Raw genomic sequence first — 18,078 nt, forward strand, 5'->3', positions numbered from 1 at the left:
CTCACGGAAAGTGTGCCGACATGACGAACGAAGAGAAGCTGATCGACTACCTGAAGTGGGTCACGGCTGATCTGCACAAGACCCGCCAGCGGCTGCGCGAGGTCGAGTCGGCCGGCCAGGAGCCCATCGCCATCGTGGGGATGAGCTGCCGCTACCCCGGTGGCGTGCGGTCGCCGGAGGACCTGTGGGAGCTGGTCAGCACCGGCACCGACGCGATCGACGAGTTCCCCACCGACCGGGGCTGGAACGTGGCGGATCTCTCCGATCCCGACCCGGCGCGGGAGGGGACGAGCTACGCGCGCACCGGCGGCTTCGTCTACGACGCGCACCACTTCGACGCCCGCTTCTTCGGCATCGGCCCGCGCGAGGCGCTGGCGATCGACCCGCAGCAGCGGCTGCTGCTGGAGGCGAGCTGGGAGGCGCTGGAACACGCCGGGCTGAACCCGGACCGGCTGGCCGGCAGCCGCACCGGCGTCTTCGTCGGGGTGATGTACGGGGACTACGGCGCGCGGCTGCGGTTCCTGGCTCCGGCCGGGCTGGAGGGGCAGGTGGGCACCGGCAGCGCCGGCAGCGTGGCGTCCGGGCGGATCTCGTACGAGCTGGGCCTGGAAGGGCCGGCGGTGACGGTGGACACCGCCTGCTCGTCGTCGCTGGTCGCCACCCACCTGGCGGCGCAGGCGCTGCGCGCCGGCGAGTGCACCCTCGCGCTGGCCGGCGGGGTGACCGTGATGGCCACCCCGGGGGTGTTCGTCGAGTTCAGCCGCCAGCGCGGGCTCGCCCCGGACGGCCGCTGCAAGTCGTTCGGCGCCGGCGCTGACGGCGCGGGTTGGGGCGAGGGTGTCGGCCTGCTGGTGCTGGAGAAGCTCTCCGACGCCCGGCGAAACGGCCACCGGGTGCTCGCCGTGATCAGCGGGTCGGCGGTGAACCAGGACGGCGCCAGCAACGGGCTGACCGCCCCGAACGGGCCGTCGCAGGAGCGGCTCATCCGGGCGGCCCTCGCCTCCGCCGGCCTGACCCCGGCGGACGTCGACGTGGTCGAGGCGCACGGCACCGGCACCACCCTCGGCGACCCCATCGAGGCACAGGCGCTGCTCGCCACGTACGGGCAGAACCGCGACGAGCCGTTGTGGCTCGGTTCGATCAAGTCGAACATCGGGCACACCCAGGCCGCCGCCGGCGTGGCCGGCATCATCAAGATGGTCGAGGCGCTGCGTCACGGGGTGCTGCCGAAGACGCTGCACGCCGAGCAGCCCAGCCCGCACGTCGACTGGAGCAGCGGGGCGGTCGGCCTGCTCACCGAGGCGCGGCCGTGGCCGCAGCGGGAGGGCGCGCCGCGCCGGGCCGCGGTTTCCTCGTTCGGGATCAGCGGCACCAACGCACACCTGATCGTCGAGCAGGCGCCGGCGGACACCCCGGCGGAGGACGCGCCGGACGGCGGGACCGCGCCCGCCGTACCGCTGCCCTGGCTGCTGTCGGCGAAGACGCCGACGGCGCTGCGCGCCCAGGCCGCCCGGCTCGCCGACCACCTCGACCGGCACCCCGGTCTGGACCCGTCGGCGGTGGCGGACACGCTGGCCGGCCGGCGCGCCCTGCATGCGCACCGCGCGGTGGTGATAGCCGACGACCGGGCCGAGGCCCGCCAGCGGCTCGGCTTCCTCGCCCGGGGTGAGGCGGCCAGCAGCGTGGTGGTGGGCCGGGCCACCACCGGCGGGAAGCTCGCCTTCCTCTACACCGGACAGGGCGCGCAGCACCCCGGCATGGGCGCCGACCTGTACGAGCGCTTCCCGGTCTTCGCGGCCGCCCTCGACGCCGCCTGCGCGGAACTGGATCCGCACCTGGACCGGCCGCTGTGGGAGGTGATGTCCGGCCGGCACGGCGACCTGCTCGGCGAGACCACCTACATCCAGCCGGCCCTGTTCGCGTACGAGACCGCCATGCACGCCCTGCTCGCCGGCTTCGGCATCCGCCCGGACCTGCTGATCGGCCACTCCATCGGCGAGCTGACCGCGGCCCACGTGGCCGGGGTGCTCGACCTGGCCGACGCGGCCCGGCTGATCACCACCCGGGCCCGGCTGATGCACGAGATGCCGGCCGGCGCGATGCTCGCCGTCACCGCGCCCCTGGACCGGGTCGAGCCGGTCCTGGCCGACCACCCCGAGGTGGACCTGGCCGCTCACAACAGCCCGGCGTCGCTGGTGCTCGCCGGCGACCCGGCGGCCCTGGACGCCGTCGCGGCCCGGCTCGCCGAGGACGGCGTGCGGACCCGGCGGCTGCACGTGCCGCACGCCTTCCACTCGGCGCACACCGCGCCGATCCTCGACCGGTTCCGGGAGGTCGCCGCCACGGTGACCTACCACCCGGCACGACTCCCGATCGTCTCCAACCTCACCGGCCAGGTCGCCTCCGACGCGGAACTGTCCGACCCGGACTACTGGACCCGGCACATCCGGCACACCGTCCGGTACACCGACGGCACCGCGGCGCTGCACCGGCTCGGGGCCACCGGGTACGTCGAACTCGGCCCCGACGCCACCCTCACCACCCTCACCCAGGAGTGGTTGCGCGCGCACGCGCCGGACGGCTCCCCGCCGCTGGTGCCGCTCGCGGCCCGGCGCAGGCCGGCCGTCCGGACGTTGCTGACCGGGCTGGCCAGGCTGCACGTGGCCGGCGCCCCGGTGGACTGGTCGCCGCTGCGCCCGAGCCGGGCACCGGTGGCGGACCTGCCGACGTACCCGTTCGAACGGGTCCGCTTCTGGCCGGACCAGCCCGCCGCGGCGACCGGCCCGGCCCGCACCGGGGAGGAGGCCGCGTTCTGGACGGCGGTGGAGAACGCCGACACGGCTGCCCTGGCCACCCTCCTGGGCGCGGACGAGGAGGCGCGGGCGGCGTTGCACGCGGTGCTGCCGTCGCTGGCCGGCTGGCACCGCCGGCGGTCCGGCCCGTGCGTGCCGGCGGACGCGGCGGCCGGCCCGGTCGAGGAGGCGGACGGCGCTCCCGCGCTCGCCGCGCTGCGCGACCGGCTGGCCGCCGCGCCGCCCGGGGAGGAGCACACCGTGCTGCTCGACCTGCTGCGCCGGGAGGCGGCGCTGGTGCTCGGGTACGACGACGCCGAGCCGATCGACCCGGCGGGCAACTTCCTGGAGCTGGGGTTCTCGTCGTTCACGGTGCTGGAGCTGAGCAACCGGCTGGAGTCGCTGGGCCTGCGGCTCGAACCGGCGTTCTTCTACGACCACCCCACCCCGCTGGACCTGGCCCGGCACCTCAGCACCCTGCTGCGCGACGAGACCACCGGATCCGACCGGACACCACAACCGACAGGGAGTTCCTCATGACCGACACCGTCATCATCGCCGGCGCGGGCCCCACCGGCCTGATGCTGGCCCACGAGCTGGCCCTGCAACGGGTGCCGGTGGTCGTGGTCGAGCGGCGGTCGGGGCCGACGGACGCCCTGCCCGGCATGGCCATCAACGCCACCGTCGTCGACCTGCTGCACCAGCGCGGGCTGATGGAGCACGTCGGCGAGTACGGCTTCGAGTTCCCCCGCGCCCACTTCGCGCAGATCTGGCTGGACCCGGTGCGCGTGCCGGGCCGGCACGGCTACAACTTCGTGATCAGCCAGACCAACCTGGTGCGGGTGCTCGCCGAGCGGGCCGCCAAGCAGGGCGCGGAGATCCGCTGGGAGCGGGAGGTGGTCGACCTCGCCCAGGACGCCGCGGGCGTACGGGTCACCGTCCGCGCCCCGGACGGCGGGCAGGACGTGCTCGCGGGCCGCTACCTGGTCGGCTGCGACGGCCCGGACAGCAGCGTCCGGCGGCTGGCGGGGATCGACTTCCCCGGCCAGGACCTGCCGTTCCTCGGCATCGTCGGGGACCTGGAGGTGGGCGAGGACCACCCGCTGCTGGCGTACCTCGGTGCCGGCGAGTTCCCCGGTGGCCTCCTCACGGTCGGCCCGCTGGAGCCCGGCGTGGTGCGGATCGCCACCGCCGAGTTCGACCTGCGCCCGCCGGACCGGACCGCACCGGTCACCGTGGACGAGCTGCGTGACAGCATCCGCCGGTTGGACGGCGCGGAACTCGGCGACGCCACACCGCGCTGGCTGGGCCGGTGGGACGCGGCGACCCGGCAGGCCGACCGGTACCGGGAGGGCAACGTGCTGCTCGCCGGCGACGCGGCGCACGTGCACTTCCCGCTGGGCGGGCAGTCGATGAGCACCGGCATCGAGGACGCGGTGAACCTCGGCTGGAAGCTCGCCGCCACGATCCGCGGCCACGCCCCCACCGGGCTGCTCGACACCTACGAGGCGGAGCGGTACCCGGTGGGCGCCCGGGCCGGCCGCACCACGCTGGCCCAGATGGTGCTGCTGCACCCGCTCGGGCACGTCGCTCCGCTGCGCGAGCTGCTGACCGAGATGGTGGAGCTGGACCAGGTCAACGAGTTCCTGGTCAAGCTGGCGTACGCGCTCGACGTGGACTATCAGATCCCGGCCGAGGAGGTGGCCGGCGAGACGCATCCGCTGCTGGGCCGGCGGCTGCCGGACGTGCCGTTGCGGACGGCCGCCGGGGAGACGTCGCTGGCCGAGCTGCTGCACCCCGGCCGGGGAATCCTGCTCGACCTGGGCGGCGAGGCGGAGCCCGTGGCGCTGCCCGGGTGGGCCGACCGGGTCGACGTGGTGGCCGCGGCGGGGTCCGAGGAGATCGACGCGGGCCTGGTGCTGCTCCGCCCGGACGGGCGGGTGGCCTGGGCGCAGCCGGCCGGCGCGGACCGGACGGAACCGACCGAGGGACTGCGGCGCGCCCTCGCCACCTGGTTCGGCCCGGCCGCGACCGCCGTCGCCGCGGTCGGGAGCTGACGGCGGATCCGCTGACCCCCGCCGCGGGGGCGCCGGCAAGGCGCCCGCCTCGCGGCGGGGGTCAGGTCGCCGGCACCGGCAGCACCACCCGGAACGTGGCCCCCTCGCCCGGCACGGTCGCCAGCTCCACCCGGCCGCCGTGCGCGCGCACCAGGGAGTCGACGATCGCGAGCCCCAGCCCGGCGCCCGCGCCACCGGCCCGGCTGCGCGAGCTGTCCGCGCGGTAGAACCGCTCGAACACCCGCGCCGCCTGCTCGGCGGAGAGCCCCGGTCCCCGGTCGGCGACCTCGATCACCGCCTCGCCGCCGACGGTGCCGACCCCGATGCGCACCGGAGTGCCCGGCGGGGTGTGGGCCACGACGTTGCCGACCAGGTTGAGCACCACCTGGCGCAGGCGGGCCTCGTCCCCCAGCGCCGGTGCGCTGCCGACCGGCCCGCCGCCGGGCCCGGTCAACGTGATCGGCCGCCCGGGGTCGAGCGCGGTCAGATCGTGGCGGGCGTCGGCGGCGAGGGTACGCAGGTCCATCGGCGCCGCCCGCACGGGCAGGCCGTGGTCGTCGCCGTCCCGGGTGGACCGGCCGAGCGACTCGTCCAGCCGGGCGAGCAGGAGCAGGTCCTCCACCAGCCGGGCCAGCCGGCTGGACTCGGCGGCGATGTGGGCCATGGTCCGGTCCACGTCGGCCGGTTCGGGCAGGCCGCCCATCCGGTAGAGGTCGGTGAAGCCGGTGATCCCGAAGAGCGGGGTCCGCAGCTCGTGGCTGACGTCGGCGACGAACCGGCGCATCCGCGCCTCCGACTCGGCCCGGGCGGTGAACGCCCGTTCGATCTGGCCCAGCATCCCGTTGAGCGCGGCCACCAGCCGCCCCACCTCGGTACGCGGGCCGCCCACCTCCGGCACCCGGCGCGACAGGTGACCGGCGGCGATCGCCGCCGCGGTCTGCTCGACCCGGCGCAGCGGCCGCAGGCTCCCGCGGATGGCCGCCCAGCTGGTCACGGCGAGCAGCACGAGCAGACCCAGCCCGGTCAGCAGGGCGACCCGGCTGCTCTGCCCCACCGTCGCGGTCACGTCGTCCAGCGAGGCGGCGACCGCGACCGTGTCGTGCGGGTCGCCACCGGCCGGATGCGGCAGCGCCACCACCCGCCAGTCGTGGCCGCCCTGCCGCAGCTCGAACGGGCGGCCGTCCCGGTGGGCCAGCGCCGTCGCCCCGACGTCCGGGGCGCTCCCGCCCGGGCCGAGGGTGACCACCCGGGTGGTCCGGCCACCGCCGTCCAGGTAGATGAGGTGCAGATCCCGGGCCAGGTCCAGCCGGCCGGCGCCGACCTGCGCGCCGGCCTCGCCGGCCGGCACCGACGGCAGCCGGGAGACCGCCTGCGCGATCGGTTCCAGCCGCGCGTCGACCTGGCCGACGAGGTGGTCGCGCAGGGTGTGCAGCACCACGCCGCCACCGACCGCCAGCCCGACCGCCAGCAGGGTGACCGTGATCAGCAGCAGTCGGGCGGCCAGCGAGAGCCGCCCCGGCCGGGGGATCACGGCCCGGGCGCGCGCAGCACGTAGCCCACGCCGTGCACCGTCGTGATCAGCTTCGGGCGGCCGGTGTCGAGCTTGCGCCGCAGGTAGCTGATGTAGGTCTCGACGATGCTCAGGTCGCCGCCGAAGTCGTACCGCCAGACGTGGGCGAGGATCTCCGCCTTGGGCACCACCCGGCCGGCGTTGGCCATCAGGTGGTGCAGGAGGCGGAACTCCGTCGGGGACAGGCGTACCGGCCGGCCGCCGCGGGACACCCGCTGCGCGGGCACGTCGAGCTCCAGGTCGCCGACCAGCAGCCGGCCCGGCACGGCAGCGCCGGAGCGGCGCAGCACCGCCCGGATCCGGGCGATCAGCTCGTGCAGGTCGAACGGCTTGGTCACGTAGTCGTCGCCGCCCAGCGTCAAGCCGTTGATCTTGTCCTCGGTGGTGTCCCGGGCGGTGAGGAAGAGCAGCGGCAGGTGCGCGCCGGCGCCCCGGGCACCGGCGCGCAGCCGGCGGGCCACCTCGAACCCGTCGAGGTCGGGCAGCATCACGTCGAGCAGGACCAGGTCCGGTTGCCGGCTGCGCGCCGCCTCGATGGCCTCGGCGCCGGTGGCCACCGACGTCACCTCGAAGCCGGCGAAGCGCAGCGTCGCGGAGAGCAGCTCACGCAGCGTCGGCTCGTCGTCGACCACCAGCAGCCGTTCCGCCGGCTGGCCGGCGCCGCGCTCCGGCTGGGTCACCCGCACCACCGTCCCGACCGTCGAGGCTTCGCCCCCACCGTAGCGGCGGGACCCGGGTTTCAGGCGTCCCGGACGCGCAGCGCCGCGTAGGCGGCGACGTGGATCACCGCGACGAAGCCCAGGAACAGGGCCAGACCGGGCCAGGGGGCCAGGCCCCCGTCGGTGTCCACCACGAACATCACCCGCTCACCGGCCACCGTCGGCCAGTACTCGGCGATGTCCTCGCCGATCCCGGCGGGCAGCAACGGCAGCACGGTGGGCAGCAGGGGCAGCGCGACCAGGATGGCGAACGCGCCGACGGTGGCCCGGACCAGGGTGCCCAGGGCCAGCCCGAGCAGCCCGATCCCGGCCAGGTAGAGCCCGGCGCCGCAGACCGCCCGGGTCACCCCGGGGTCGCCGAGGGCGGCCGTCGGCGCATTCTGGGCGGCCAGCATCGGCTGGCCGACCAGGAACGCGCCGAACGCGACCGCCTGGCCGAGGACGGCCACCACCACGCCGTACACGAGGGCCTTCGCCGCCAGCAGCCGGCCACGCCGGGGTACGGCGGCCAGGGTGGACCGGATCATGCCGGTGCGGTACTCGACGGTCATCACCAGCGCGCCGAGCACACCGACGAGCCACTGCACGGGAAAGTAGGCGCGGAGGCTGACGAGCGTCGGGTCGAACGCGGCCTGCTCCTCGGGGGTGAGCCGGACGAAACCGCGGGCCGTGCCGGCGCTGATCACCGCGCCCAGCCCGACCATCGCCACCACCACGGCGATGACGACGATGCGGGTGGAGCGCATGGTGTGGAACTTCGTCCACTCGGAACGGACCACGTCGGCGAAGGTCGGTCGCCGCTCCGGTGCGACGGTGGTCGGCCGCGGGGCGGCGAGGTCGGTGTCGGTGCTCATCAGACCAGCTCCTCCGTGCGGGCCGAGCTGAACTCGGCGCTGTCCCGGGTCAGCGACATGAACGCCTCCTCCAGCGACGTACGCTGCGGAGTCAGCTCGATCAGCGGGATCGACCGGCCGGCGGCCACCAGGCCGACGGTGGCGCTGTCCAGTCCGGAGACCAGCAGGGCGCCCTCGGTGCCCGTCCGGACGCTCGCGCCCGCCTCGACCAGCAGCGCGGCCAGTTCCTCGCCGCGCTCGGTCCGCACCAGCACGCTCTGCTCGGTGTGCGACCGCAGGAACGCGTCGACGCCGGTGTCGGCGATCAACCGGCCGCGACCGATGATGATCAGGTGGTCGGCGGTGAGCGCCATCTCGCTCATCAGGTGGCTGGAGACGAGCATCGTGCGCCCCTCGGCGGCCAGGTTCCGGATCAGCGAGCGGATCCAGACGATCCCCTCCGGGTCCAGGCCGTTCACCGGCTCGTCGAACATGAGCACCGCCGGGTCACCGAGCAGGGCCGCGGCGATGCCCAGCCGCTGGCTCATGCCGAGCGAGAAGCCGCCCACCTGCCGGTCGGCCGCCGCCTCGAGCCCGGCCAGGCCGAGCACCTCGGCGACGCGGGAGCGCGGGATGCCGTTGCTCCGGGCCAGGCAGAGCAGATGCTGGTGCGCGGTCCGGCCACCGTAGACCGCCCGGGCGTCGAGCAGGGCGCCGACGTGCCGCATGGGCGCCGGCAGGTCCGTGTAGCGCCGCCCGTCGACCCGGGCGGAGCCGCTGGTCGGGGCGTCCAGGCCGAGGATCAGCCGCATGGTGGTCGACTTGCCCGCGCCGTTGGGCCCCAGGAAGCCGGTGACCAGCCCGGGGCGTACCTCGAAGGTCAGGTCGTCGACGGCCGTCGTCGGGCCGTACCGCTTGGTCAGGTGGGTCGTCTCGATCACGGCAACAGCCTTCCCGGCGAAGCTGGACACGGTCCCGAGGTTCCTGGGATCCTCCCAGGATTCGCGGCGCTCAGCCGCCGCGCAGGTCGGCCACGCCGGAGCGGTCGCCGGCGCCGAGCCGGCGCAGCTCCTCCTCGGCGGTCTGCTCGACCCGGCTCATGGCCCGGCGCAGGATCGGTGGCGCCATCACCGAGGTGACCACGGCGACCAGCACCACGATGGTGTACGTCGCCGTGTTGAGCACACCGAGCCGGAGGCCGACGGTGGCCACCACCACCTCGATGACGCCCCGGGCGTTCATCCCGGCGCCCAGCGCCAGCGCCTCCCACCGATTCAGCCGGCTGCTCCAGGCGCCGAGGAACGCACCTGTGAACTTTCCCAGGATCGCCACGGCGATGACGGCCAGCGCGGCGGCCAGCACCGGCGCGTCGGCCAACGCGGTCAGGTCCATCCGCAGGCCCGCGCTGGCGAAGAAGATCGGCGCCAGCACGGCCAGCACGGTGGTGCGCAGCGGGGCGAGCCGCGCCCGGTCGAGCCCCGGGACCGAGCCGATCACGAAGCCGACCACGAACGCGCCGAACACCGCCTCCAGACCCAGCGACTGGGTGAGCGCCGCGCCGAGCATGATCAGCACCACCGTGGTCGCGACCAGCGGCCCGGAGCCCTCGGCGCGCCCGGCGGCCCGCAGCGCCGCGGCGCCGGCCGGCCGGCCGACCAGCGCCGCGAAGACGACGAAGCCGATCACCGCGCAGACCGAGAAGAGCACCGTTCCCGCCCGCACCCCCGTGGTGGCGAGCGCCGAGACGACCGAGAGCAGCAGCCAGCCGCAGATGTCGTCGATGACGCCCGCGGCCAGGGTGAGCTGACCGATGTTGCGGTGCAGCAGCTTCATGTCGAGCAGCGTCTTGGCGATGACCGGGATCGCGCTGACGCACATCGCCACACCGAGGAAGAGCGCGAAGACGTCACGGTCGGTGTCGGCGCCGAGCAGCGACCCCGGCAGCAGGTACGCGGTCGCGATGCCGAGCCCGAGCGGCAGCAGCAGGCCGGCGAGGCTGATCCGGGCGGCGGCGCCGCCCCGCCGGCGGACGAACGCGAGGTCGACCTCCACCCCGGTCAGCCCGACGAGCAGCAGCACGCCGACCTGCCCGACGGCGTCGAGCAGGTGGAACTGCTCCGCCTGCCGGGGCAGGAACCAGTCGGACACGCCGGGGGCCACGGCACCCAGCACGGTGGGCCCGAGCAGGATCCCGGTGGTCAGCTCCCCCACCACGGCGGGCAGGCCGCACCGCTGGGCGAGCCGGCCGAGCAGCAGCGCCACGAGCAGCAGCACGCCCAGCCCGAGGAGGAAGACGAGCAGGCTGTGAGCGGGGATCACGGGGACCGGGGCGGTCGCCGCGAGGGGCGCCGTCCCGGCCCCGGTCACGGCAGCCACCCGGGGAGACTCTCGATGCCGACCACCGCGCAGGAGAGGGTGACGCCGGGCCCGATGCCGAGCATGAGCAGGTGGTCCCCGGGGCCGAGCCCGCCGGTGGCGAGCAGGTGGTCCAGGGCCACCACCTGGTCGCTGGCGCCGAGGTGGCCGACCGTGCTGCCCCAGTCCCAGGTGGAGTGCGCCATGGTCAGGCCGAGCCCGCCCATCAGGCGCTCGATCAGCGCCCGGGAGAAGTTCATCGGCGCGACCCGGGTGACGTCGCCCATGCCCAGGCCCGCCTCGTCCAGCGTCCGGTGGATCAGCGCCACCAGGTTGCCGCCGATCTTCGCCATCGCGGCGGCGTCCGGGCTGTCCGCCAGCTGCTTCTGGAACGCCTCGCCCCGGGCCACGAAGTCGACGGTCCGGCCGAGCGTCGCCCCGGGCGGGAACAGCGGCTCGCCGGCCCGGTGCAGCTCCTCCGCCTCCGGTACGGCGACCGCCCCCACCGCCAGCAGCCGGGCGAAGCCCGGCCGGGTGGTGAGCACCACCGCGCTGCCGGCGTCCCCGATCAGGTGTTCGTGCCCGGACCGCCAGCGGTCCATCATCGGAGTGCCGAAGTTGTCGGCGGCGACGAGCAGTGCGGTGTGTCGGTCGGGGTGGGCGGTGAGGTAGCTGGCGGCGAGTTCGAGGGCGGTGAACATGCCGTTGCAGCCGTGGTGGAGTTCGACGGCGAGGCAGGTGCCGCCGGTGAGGTGGTGTTGCAGGTAGTACTGGGGTTGCCAGCCGTCGGGTCCTTGGTGCCAGCTGTCGGCGTAGAGGAGCAGGTCGACCTGGGTGGGTGGGTGTTCGGCGCGGGTGAGGGCCTGGGTGGCGGCGTGCAGGGCCATGTGGGGGGCGGGGGTGTCGCCGGCGACGGCGGCGCCGGTGAGGCCGTGCAGGTCGACCTGGTCGGCGGGGTAGTGGCCGTCGGCGACGGCCCTCTCGACGCTGACGATGTCGGGCAGCCAGACCCCGATTCCGCTGATGAACGTCTCCGGCGTACGCACCACGTCTCCTCCCGCTCGGGTCCGCCCACTGTGGGCCGGGCGGCTTAAGCGGTACCAAGCCCGCATTTGTGCCGGCTTGGTACGCCGACGGCCCCGCGACCGGAGGGGCGGTCGCGGGGCCGCCGGCGGGCGGGTGGCCGGGTCAACTGGCGACCGGCGTCTCCTCCGCGGCCGGGGTCTGCGGCGGGGTCCGCTTCTCCGGCGGGCTGCCGGGCAGCAGCAGCGCCGGGATGAGCGCGACGGCGGCGAAGCCGAGCACCCACCAGAACGTCTGCCCGTACGCGTCGGCCAGCGCCGACGGGTCCGGCCGTACGCCCCGGCCGGCGGTCGCCGCGCTGGCGCTGGCGTGCTGGAGCACCACCGCCAGCACGGCGCCGGCGAAGGCTCCGCCGAGCTGCTGGAAGATCCGGATCGCGGTGGTCGCCCGCGGGATCTGCTCCTGCCGCAGTCCCCGGTACGCGCCGACGAGGACCGGCACGGTCGCCGCGCCGAGCCCCGCGCCGCTGACGCCCAGCGCCGCGCTCAGCAGCCACCGGCTGGTGTCGGCCTCGACCTGGGTGAAGACGAGCGCACCCGCCGCGGCCAGGGCGATGCCGACCAGCACGATCGGCCGTGGGCCGATCTTGTCGCTGAGCCGGCCCGCGATGATCAGGGCGATCGCCATGCCGAGGCCCTGCGGCGCGAGCAGCAGGCCGGCCCGCAGCGGGGTCAGCCCGGCCACCTGCTGGTAGTAGAGCGGCAGCAGGATGATCGCGCCGAAGAGCACGATGCCGGACAGGAACACCACCGACGCCGAGGCGGCGAAACTGCGGGCCCGGAACAGCCGCAGGTCCAGCAGCGGCTCGTCGTCCCGCAGCGCGTGCAGCACGAAACCGATGAGCAGCACGACCCCGGCGATCACGAAGGCGATGACGCCGGACTCGCCGAAGGTGCCCTTGTTGCCGGCGCGGGCCAGGCCGTAGACCACCGCGGCGCAGGCCGGTGAGAGCAGGGCGAGACCCATCCAGTCCAGGCGGGACGGCCGGCCGTTGACGACCGCCTTCTCCCCCGACATGTACCGCCAGGCGAGCGCGATGGTGAGCAGGCAGATCGGCACGTTGATGAAGAAGATCCAGCGCCAGCTGACATCGGTGACCAGCCAGCCGCCGATCACCGGCCCGAGCACGGGGGCGAGCATGGCGGGGACCGCGATCACCGCCATGAGCCGGCCGAGCCGGTCCGGCCCGGCGGCCTGGGCGAGCACCGCCTGGGCGATCGGCACGATCATGCCGCCACCGAGGCCCTGCAGGATCCGGAAGATGATCAGGCTCTCCGCCGACCAGGCGAAGCCGGCCAGGACCGAGCCGAGCAGGAACACCAGCACGGTGACGGTCCAGAGGGTACGCGGACCGAACCGCTCCATCGCCCACCCGGTGGCCGGGATGGCCAGGGTCATGGCCAGCAGGTAGCCGGTGCCGACCCACTGGATGGTGGAGATGGTGGAGTGGAAGTCCTGGATGAACGTGTTGATCGCGACGTTGGTCATCGTCGAGTCGAGCTGGACGATGACGCCGCCCAGCAGGATGACGAGGGCCAGCTTGCCTATCGACGCCTGCGGCGCACCGGCCGCCGGCTGCGGTGCCGTGCTCATGGTTGCTCCTTCTGCTCGCCGGTCGGATCTGTCGGAACTGCTCACTGCTCGTCCTCGGTCAGGGCCCGCAGCACCTTGGCCCGTTCCACGTCCGCGCCCTGTCGGCGCTGCTCGGCCGCCTCCTCGGCGGTGAAACCCGCCGCACACCAGGCCGCGACCTCGTCGATCGGGACGCCCGCACGCCACCAGGTGGTCATCACCTCGGTGGCCGGGACGTCGTCGGCCAGCACCCGCTGCGCCTCGGCGGCGGTGAAGCCGAGCGCGTGCAGGACGGCCGCGTCCACCGGCGCCACGCCGCGCCGGGCCCACTCCAGGGCCGTCTTGCCGTCCCAGCCGCTCTCCACGTACCCCCGGGCCCTCTCGGCGCTGACCCCGGCCTTGAGCAGCCGCCGGATCGCCTCGGACTTCTTCGGCTCCAAGGCTCGCCCCGCGGCGCGCACGGAGCGGTGCCGCAGCACCCGGGAGACGAAGCTGCGCAGGCCCGGTTCCTCACCGGCGAGGTACCGCTGCACCGCGTCCTCGGGCGACACCCCGAACTCGCGCCAGCGCACCGCGTCCCGGGGGGACATGCCGGCCCGGATCCAGGTGTCCACGGTGGCCGGCGTCGCTCCCGCCGTACGCCACTCCGCGGCGGTCCGCGGCCGGTACACGCCCGCCTCCCGCCACCGCTCGGCGCCCTGCGGCGCGAAACCGGCCTCCCGCCAGCGGCGGGCCTCGGCCAGGGTGAATCCCCGGTCGAGCCACTCACGCAGAGGGTTGGGGCGGGGCTCCTCCTCGCCCGTGGCGAACACGGTCATGATGTCGCTCCCATCTCGGGGATGTGCACGGACGACGCCCAGTCCGGCGCCTCGCCGCCGTCACCCACCAGGCAGACCAGTGACTCGAAGGGCGGCCGGCGGTCGGGCCAGGGCGTGTGCCCGTCGGTCAGCACCACCACCAGGTCGGGTCGGGGACGCAGCTCCGTCGCGGCGGCGAGGCCGGCCCGCATGTCGGTGCCGCCCCCGCCGACGATGCGCAGCTCCTCGACGCGGCGGATCTCCTGCACCGGATGTGCCTGCAGGTCGCAGCAGATGACCCGGAGTCGCCGCCGGCCGACCTTCGCCAGGATCTCGGCGACCTCGGCGACCAGCTGGTCCAGTTGCGGGCGTCGTACGCTGCCCGAGGTGTCCAGCACCAGGACGGTGTCGGGCACCGGGCGGACCAGCTGCGGGGTGATGATGTCGGGGTGCCCGGCGGAGCGCCGCGACGGCCGGCGGTAGCTGTAGTCGACCCGGCCGGAGCTGCGGTTGGCGGCCTTGCGGACCAGCGAGCCGACCCGTGCCCGCCAGTCGACCCGCGGCCGCAGCCGCTCCTCGGCCCACCGCTGCCATCCCATCGGCACCTCGCTGCGGGCGCTGACCCGCTCCTGGATGCCCACCGCGACCGAGCGTTCCAGCAGTTCCCGCTCCAGCTCGCCGAGCCCGCCGGCGCCGGTGGAGTCCCAGCGCCGGTCGATACCGTCGGCGCCGCTGCCGCAGTCCAGCCCGGCGGAGAGGTCCCGGCCGGTGCCCCGCAGCAGCTCCACCAGCTCGTCGAGCATCGGCAGGTACTCCTCGGCGAGCCGGTTCGACGGCAGGCCCAGCGCCGGTGGGGAGATCACCCCGGCCGGCCCGGCCAGCTCCTCCGCTTCGAGGTCGTCGTTGATCTCGGCGTCGGCGGCCTGGTTCCACCGGTGGGCGTCCTCGTCCCGGGCGCCGGCGTAGCCGACCGCGTGCAGCGGGGCGTCGGGTCCGGAGGCCGGCCGGACCGGCGAACGCTGGGCGTGACCGCGGACGAGGTGCCCGATCTGGTGCAGGATCCACCAGCCGGTCTCCTCGACCGGGGTGGTCAGCGCGGTGCCCGGGTCGACGTGCATCACCCAGCGGGTGTCGGTGGGGAACGCGGCGAACTCCGGATCGGCGACCAGCTCCCCGGTGCGTTCCGCCGTGCTCGGCGCGAGCGGTTCCATCACCAGCGAGAACACCGCGTTCGCCAGGTACGGCGCCCGGTGCGCGGCCCAGACCCGGGCCGCCGCGAGGCGGGTGGCCAGCTCCTCGCTGTACGGGGCGACGGGCCGGCTCACCGCAGCAGTCCCGCGGCTCTGAGGATCGGAACCAGGTCGAGCATCGTGGTCGGCAGGCTGGTCCCGGTGGGGCGGCAGCGGGCCAGCCCCTTGGCCGCGCTGGCCGCCACGTCCGGGGCGGTGCCGGCCACCCGGGCCACCACGGTCCAGGCCTGCTGCCAGGTCTGCGCGGTGCCGTCGGACCGGACGTACGCCACGACCGCCCCGAGCAGCGCGTGCAGCTGGTCCATCCGGGACGGCAGCGGCGCCGACGGATCAGCCAGCAGGGTGGCCGGGTCCGGCAGGTCCAGGTTGCGGATCCAGGTGAGCAGCTCGAAGCCGGCCGCCTCCCCGACCGCGCCGACGACCAGCTGGGCGCGGACCGCGTCGTCGACCCCGGCGGCCGCGCAGGCGGCGAGCGCCACCGCGGCCAGTTCCCAGGTACGCGGGCTGGGCCAGCTCCGGCCGGCCTGGTCGGGTGTGGACGGGACCACCAGCAGCAGCTCCGGCCGGATGCGCAGGAAGGCGCCGACCAGGGCCCGCGCCCGGGCGATCTCGTCGGTGCCCGGCGGCTCCTTGTGGGCCAGCTCGGGCACGCCGAATCCGTGGGTGAAGCCCTCCGCGATCGCGGTGGCGTCGACCTCCCAGTGCAGGTGGATCAGGCGGTTGGCCAGGGGTGCGGAGAGGTCCCATCCGTCCGCGGCCTCGGCCGGGGGGTTGGCCGCGGCGACGATCCGCACGTCGGCGGGGAGGACCAGGTCTCCCACCGTGCGTTCGAGCACGACCCGGAGCATGGCCGCCTGCACGGCGGGCGGCGCGGTGGTCAGCTCGTCGAGGAAGAGCAGCCCGGAGCCGGTGGCGGCGAGCCGCTCGGCCCAGCGCGGCGGGGCGAACCAGGTGTGCCCTTCGCGCAGCACCGGCAGCCCGGCGAAGTCGCTGGGTTCCCGGATGGAGCCGACCACGACCTCGACGGGCAGGCCGAGCGATTCACCCAGGGCAAGCACGGACGAGGTCTTGCCGGTGCCGGGGGAACCCCACAGGATCACCGGCAGGTTCGCCGAGACCGCCACGGCGACCGCCTCTCGTACCACCGACAGCTTTCCCATCGCATTGCTCCTCGTCATAGTCACGACCCACCGGTACGGCCTGATTCCGGGCAGGAATTGCCGCCCCTGCCATCCTTCGGGCAGCGAGGAATCGTCAATTTATTGACAGGTTGTTACAACGACGATTCGCACATGGGCACGACGTCGTTCAGGACAATTTCAGGTGAAGTGTCGACGAATGATGGGCGGGACCGGAATTCAGTCCTCCTTGCGGAACAGCCCCCGGCCGCCGTATTTCTTGTGCACCGCCTGCTTGCTGACGCCGAGCGCGGCGGCGATCTCCGCCCAGGTCACGCCCTGCGCCCGCGCCCGGCGGACCAGGACCGTCTGGATCCGCTCGAACTCCTTCGCCGCCTCCGCGGTGGCGGCGAGGGCGACCCGGGGGTCGTCGTCGTCGGTGGCGTTCACGAGACTCACCAGCCGAGTGACTTCCATGCCTCCAGCTTAGGAGCGCCGGCGCGCGGCGTCAACCTTAGCTGACAAATCCGCGCGCCGACGGCCCCTGAGCAGGGACGACGCGCCGGCTCAGCGGCCGGCAGACAGCTCCGCGACGACCTCGGCGGGCGACGGCTGGCCGGCGATCTCGTCGCAGAGCCGGGCCGCCCCGGCGGCCCAGTGGTCGTCGGTCAGCATCCCCTCCACGGCGGCCAGCATTGCCTCCGGCGCGGCCGCCTCGGCGGGCAGGGTCACCCCCGCGCCCGCCGCGGCGAGGCGCTCGGCGTTGAGCATCTGGTCGGGCGCCTGCGGGACGATCACCTGGGGCACGCCGAAACAGGCCGCGGTGAGCATGGAACCCGCCCCGCCGTGGTGCACCGTCACCACACAACTGGGCATCAGCAGTTGCAGCGGCACCTCCTCCACCACGCGTACCCGCTCCGGCAGCTCGCCCAGCCCCGGCCGGGACGCCGCGGGCACCGTCAGCACGATCTCCGCGTCGAGCGCGGACAGGGCGAGGACGGCGTCGCGCACGGGCGAGTGCCCGGCACCGAGCTGCACCCGGTTGGACGTGGTCCAGGACATGCCGATGCGGGGCCGCTCGGCGGGGCGCAGCAGCCAGCCGGGCAGCTCCCCCGGGCCGTTGTACGGCACGTACCGGGTGGCCAGCCGCTGCGGCACGGTCTGGCTCTGCAGGCTGGACGGGGTGGGGTCGACGGTGCGCGAGCCGTACTCCTCGCGTACCTCGGCACCGAACCGGTCGAAGAGCTTGCGCAGGTCCTCCGGCCACTGGTCGACCGGGGCCCCGGCCCCCGGCGACCCGAGCAGCGACGGCACCTGCGGACCCCACAGATGCCGGACCAGCGGCGCGCCGGCCAGCTCGGCGACCAGGGGCGCCACCATCACCATCGGATCGGCGACCACCAGGTCGGGTCGCCACACCCGGATCAGCGCCGCCAGATCGTCGGCCATCGCCTCGGCAGCGTGCACGTGCGGGGCGGTGCGCAGCTCGACGAAGCGGCGCAGCTCGGCCGGGGGCAGCGCCCGCAACGCCTCGAAGCTCGACGGCAACTGGCCGCCCTGGCGGCGTACCGCGTCGTTGACCTGGGCCAGCCCGGCCATCAGGTCGTACGAGCCGCCGACCGGGACGGCGGTGAGCCCGGAGGCGGTGATCGACGCGGCCGCGGTGGGCTGGACCGCGACCCGGACGTCATGACCGGCGCCGCGGAATGCCCAGGCCAGCGGCACCATCGGGTAGTAGTGGCTGGGCCAGGCCATCGGCAGGAACAGGACGCGCACGGGAGGCTCCTCTCGGTCGGGGCGGCTGCGAGGGAGGGCCAGCGCAGCAGTTCCGGCTGAACCGCCGACAAGGCGGCACCAACGTCACGCGTCGGGCACAAGGCCACGAGCGGCCCACATCGGACGGCGGCCGGAGTTTGGGCCGGCTTTGGGGCG

The 18,078-nt window shown here is 74.7% G+C and carries 14 protein-coding genes; 2 read left to right on the plus strand and 12 right to left on the minus strand.

Going from position 1 to position 18,078, the window contains the following annotated elements; translation table 11 throughout:
- The first annotated feature begins 20 nt into the window (after positions 1-20).
- Together ACQP12_RS21440 and ACQP12_RS21445 are read left to right on the plus strand one after the other, a co-directional pair.
- Positions 21-3,332, plus strand: coding sequence for a type I polyketide synthase (locus tag ACQP12_RS21440; RefSeq protein WP_433281413.1), 3,312 nt, complete (start codon positions 21-23; stop codon positions 3,330-3,332).
- Positions 3,329-4,849: an FAD-dependent monooxygenase gene (locus tag ACQP12_RS21445; protein ID WP_357949917.1), complete on the plus strand. Its 1,521-nt coding sequence runs from the start codon at positions 3,329-3,331 to the stop codon at positions 4,847-4,849. Before ACQP12_RS21440 ends, ACQP12_RS21445 begins: the two co-directional genes overlap by 4 nt.
- Positions 4,850-4,910: 61 nt before the next feature.
- Here the strand turns inward: ACQP12_RS21445 and ACQP12_RS21450 are convergent, their stop codons facing one another.
- The 12 genes from ACQP12_RS21450 to ACQP12_RS21505 all read right to left on the minus strand — a co-directional run bounded on the left by ACQP12_RS21450 (position 4,911) and on the right by ACQP12_RS21505 (position 17,922).
- Complete coding sequence (locus ACQP12_RS21450; RefSeq protein WP_433281416.1) at positions 4,911-6,380, minus strand: ATP-binding protein; 1,470 nt, start codon at positions 6,378-6,380, stop codon at positions 4,911-4,913.
- Positions 6,377-7,108, minus strand: a complete 732-nt coding sequence (locus ACQP12_RS21455; protein ID WP_433281418.1) for a response regulator transcription factor — start codon at positions 7,106-7,108, stop codon at positions 6,377-6,379. The genes ACQP12_RS21450 and ACQP12_RS21455 overlap by 4 nt, the downstream gene beginning before the upstream one ends.
- A 50-nt stretch (positions 7,109-7,158) precedes the next feature.
- The gene (locus tag ACQP12_RS21460; protein WP_433281420.1) at positions 7,159-7,992 is read right to left on the minus strand and encodes an ABC transporter permease; all 834 of its coding nucleotides are present in this window, start codon (positions 7,990-7,992) and stop codon (positions 7,159-7,161) included.
- Positions 7,992-8,912: an ABC transporter ATP-binding protein gene (locus ACQP12_RS21465; RefSeq protein ID WP_433281422.1), complete on the minus strand. Its 921-nt coding sequence runs from the start codon at positions 8,910-8,912 to the stop codon at positions 7,992-7,994. The genes ACQP12_RS21460 and ACQP12_RS21465 overlap by 1 nt, the downstream gene beginning before the upstream one ends.
- Before the next feature lie 70 nt (positions 8,913-8,982).
- Positions 8,983-10,347 (minus strand): cation:proton antiporter, encoded by a 1,365-nt coding sequence (locus tag ACQP12_RS21470; protein ID WP_433281424.1) that lies wholly within the window; start codon positions 10,345-10,347, stop codon positions 8,983-8,985.
- A complete protein-coding gene (locus tag ACQP12_RS21475) occupies positions 10,335-11,372 on the minus strand; it encodes a ketoacyl-ACP synthase III family protein (RefSeq protein ID WP_433281427.1) in 1,038 nt (345 codons plus the stop codon). The genes ACQP12_RS21470 and ACQP12_RS21475 overlap by 13 nt, the downstream gene beginning before the upstream one ends.
- A 142-nt stretch (positions 11,373-11,514) precedes the next feature.
- A complete protein-coding gene (locus ACQP12_RS21480; protein ID WP_433281429.1) occupies positions 11,515-13,002 on the minus strand; it encodes a DHA2 family efflux MFS transporter permease subunit in 1,488 nt (495 codons plus the stop codon).
- A gap of 41 nt (positions 13,003-13,043) precedes the next feature.
- On the minus strand, positions 13,044-13,799 hold the full coding sequence (locus ACQP12_RS21485) for a hypothetical protein (RefSeq protein WP_433281431.1): 756 nt from the start codon (positions 13,797-13,799) through the stop codon (positions 13,044-13,046).
- The gene (locus ACQP12_RS21490) at positions 13,796-15,103 is read right to left on the minus strand and encodes a vWA domain-containing protein (protein ID WP_357949893.1); all 1,308 of its coding nucleotides are present in this window, start codon (positions 15,101-15,103) and stop codon (positions 13,796-13,798) included. Before ACQP12_RS21490 ends, ACQP12_RS21485 begins: the two co-directional genes overlap by 4 nt.
- Positions 15,100-16,188: an AAA family ATPase gene (locus ACQP12_RS21495; RefSeq protein WP_433281433.1), complete on the minus strand. Its 1,089-nt coding sequence runs from the start codon at positions 16,186-16,188 to the stop codon at positions 15,100-15,102. Before ACQP12_RS21495 ends, ACQP12_RS21490 begins: the two co-directional genes overlap by 4 nt.
- Positions 16,189-16,386: 198 nt before the next feature.
- Positions 16,387-16,623, minus strand: a complete 237-nt coding sequence (locus ACQP12_RS21500; protein WP_046562917.1) for a helix-turn-helix domain-containing protein — start codon at positions 16,621-16,623, stop codon at positions 16,387-16,389.
- Between the two features lie 90 nt (positions 16,624-16,713).
- Positions 16,714-17,922: a nucleotide disphospho-sugar-binding domain-containing protein gene (locus tag ACQP12_RS21505; RefSeq protein WP_433281436.1), complete on the minus strand. Its 1,209-nt coding sequence runs from the start codon at positions 17,920-17,922 to the stop codon at positions 16,714-16,716.
- Positions 17,923-18,078: the final 156 nt, after the last annotated feature.

The organism is Micromonospora sp. CA-244673, from assembly GCF_050948395.1.
Taxonomy (GTDB): domain Bacteria; phylum Actinomycetota; class Actinomycetes; order Mycobacteriales; family Micromonosporaceae; genus Micromonospora.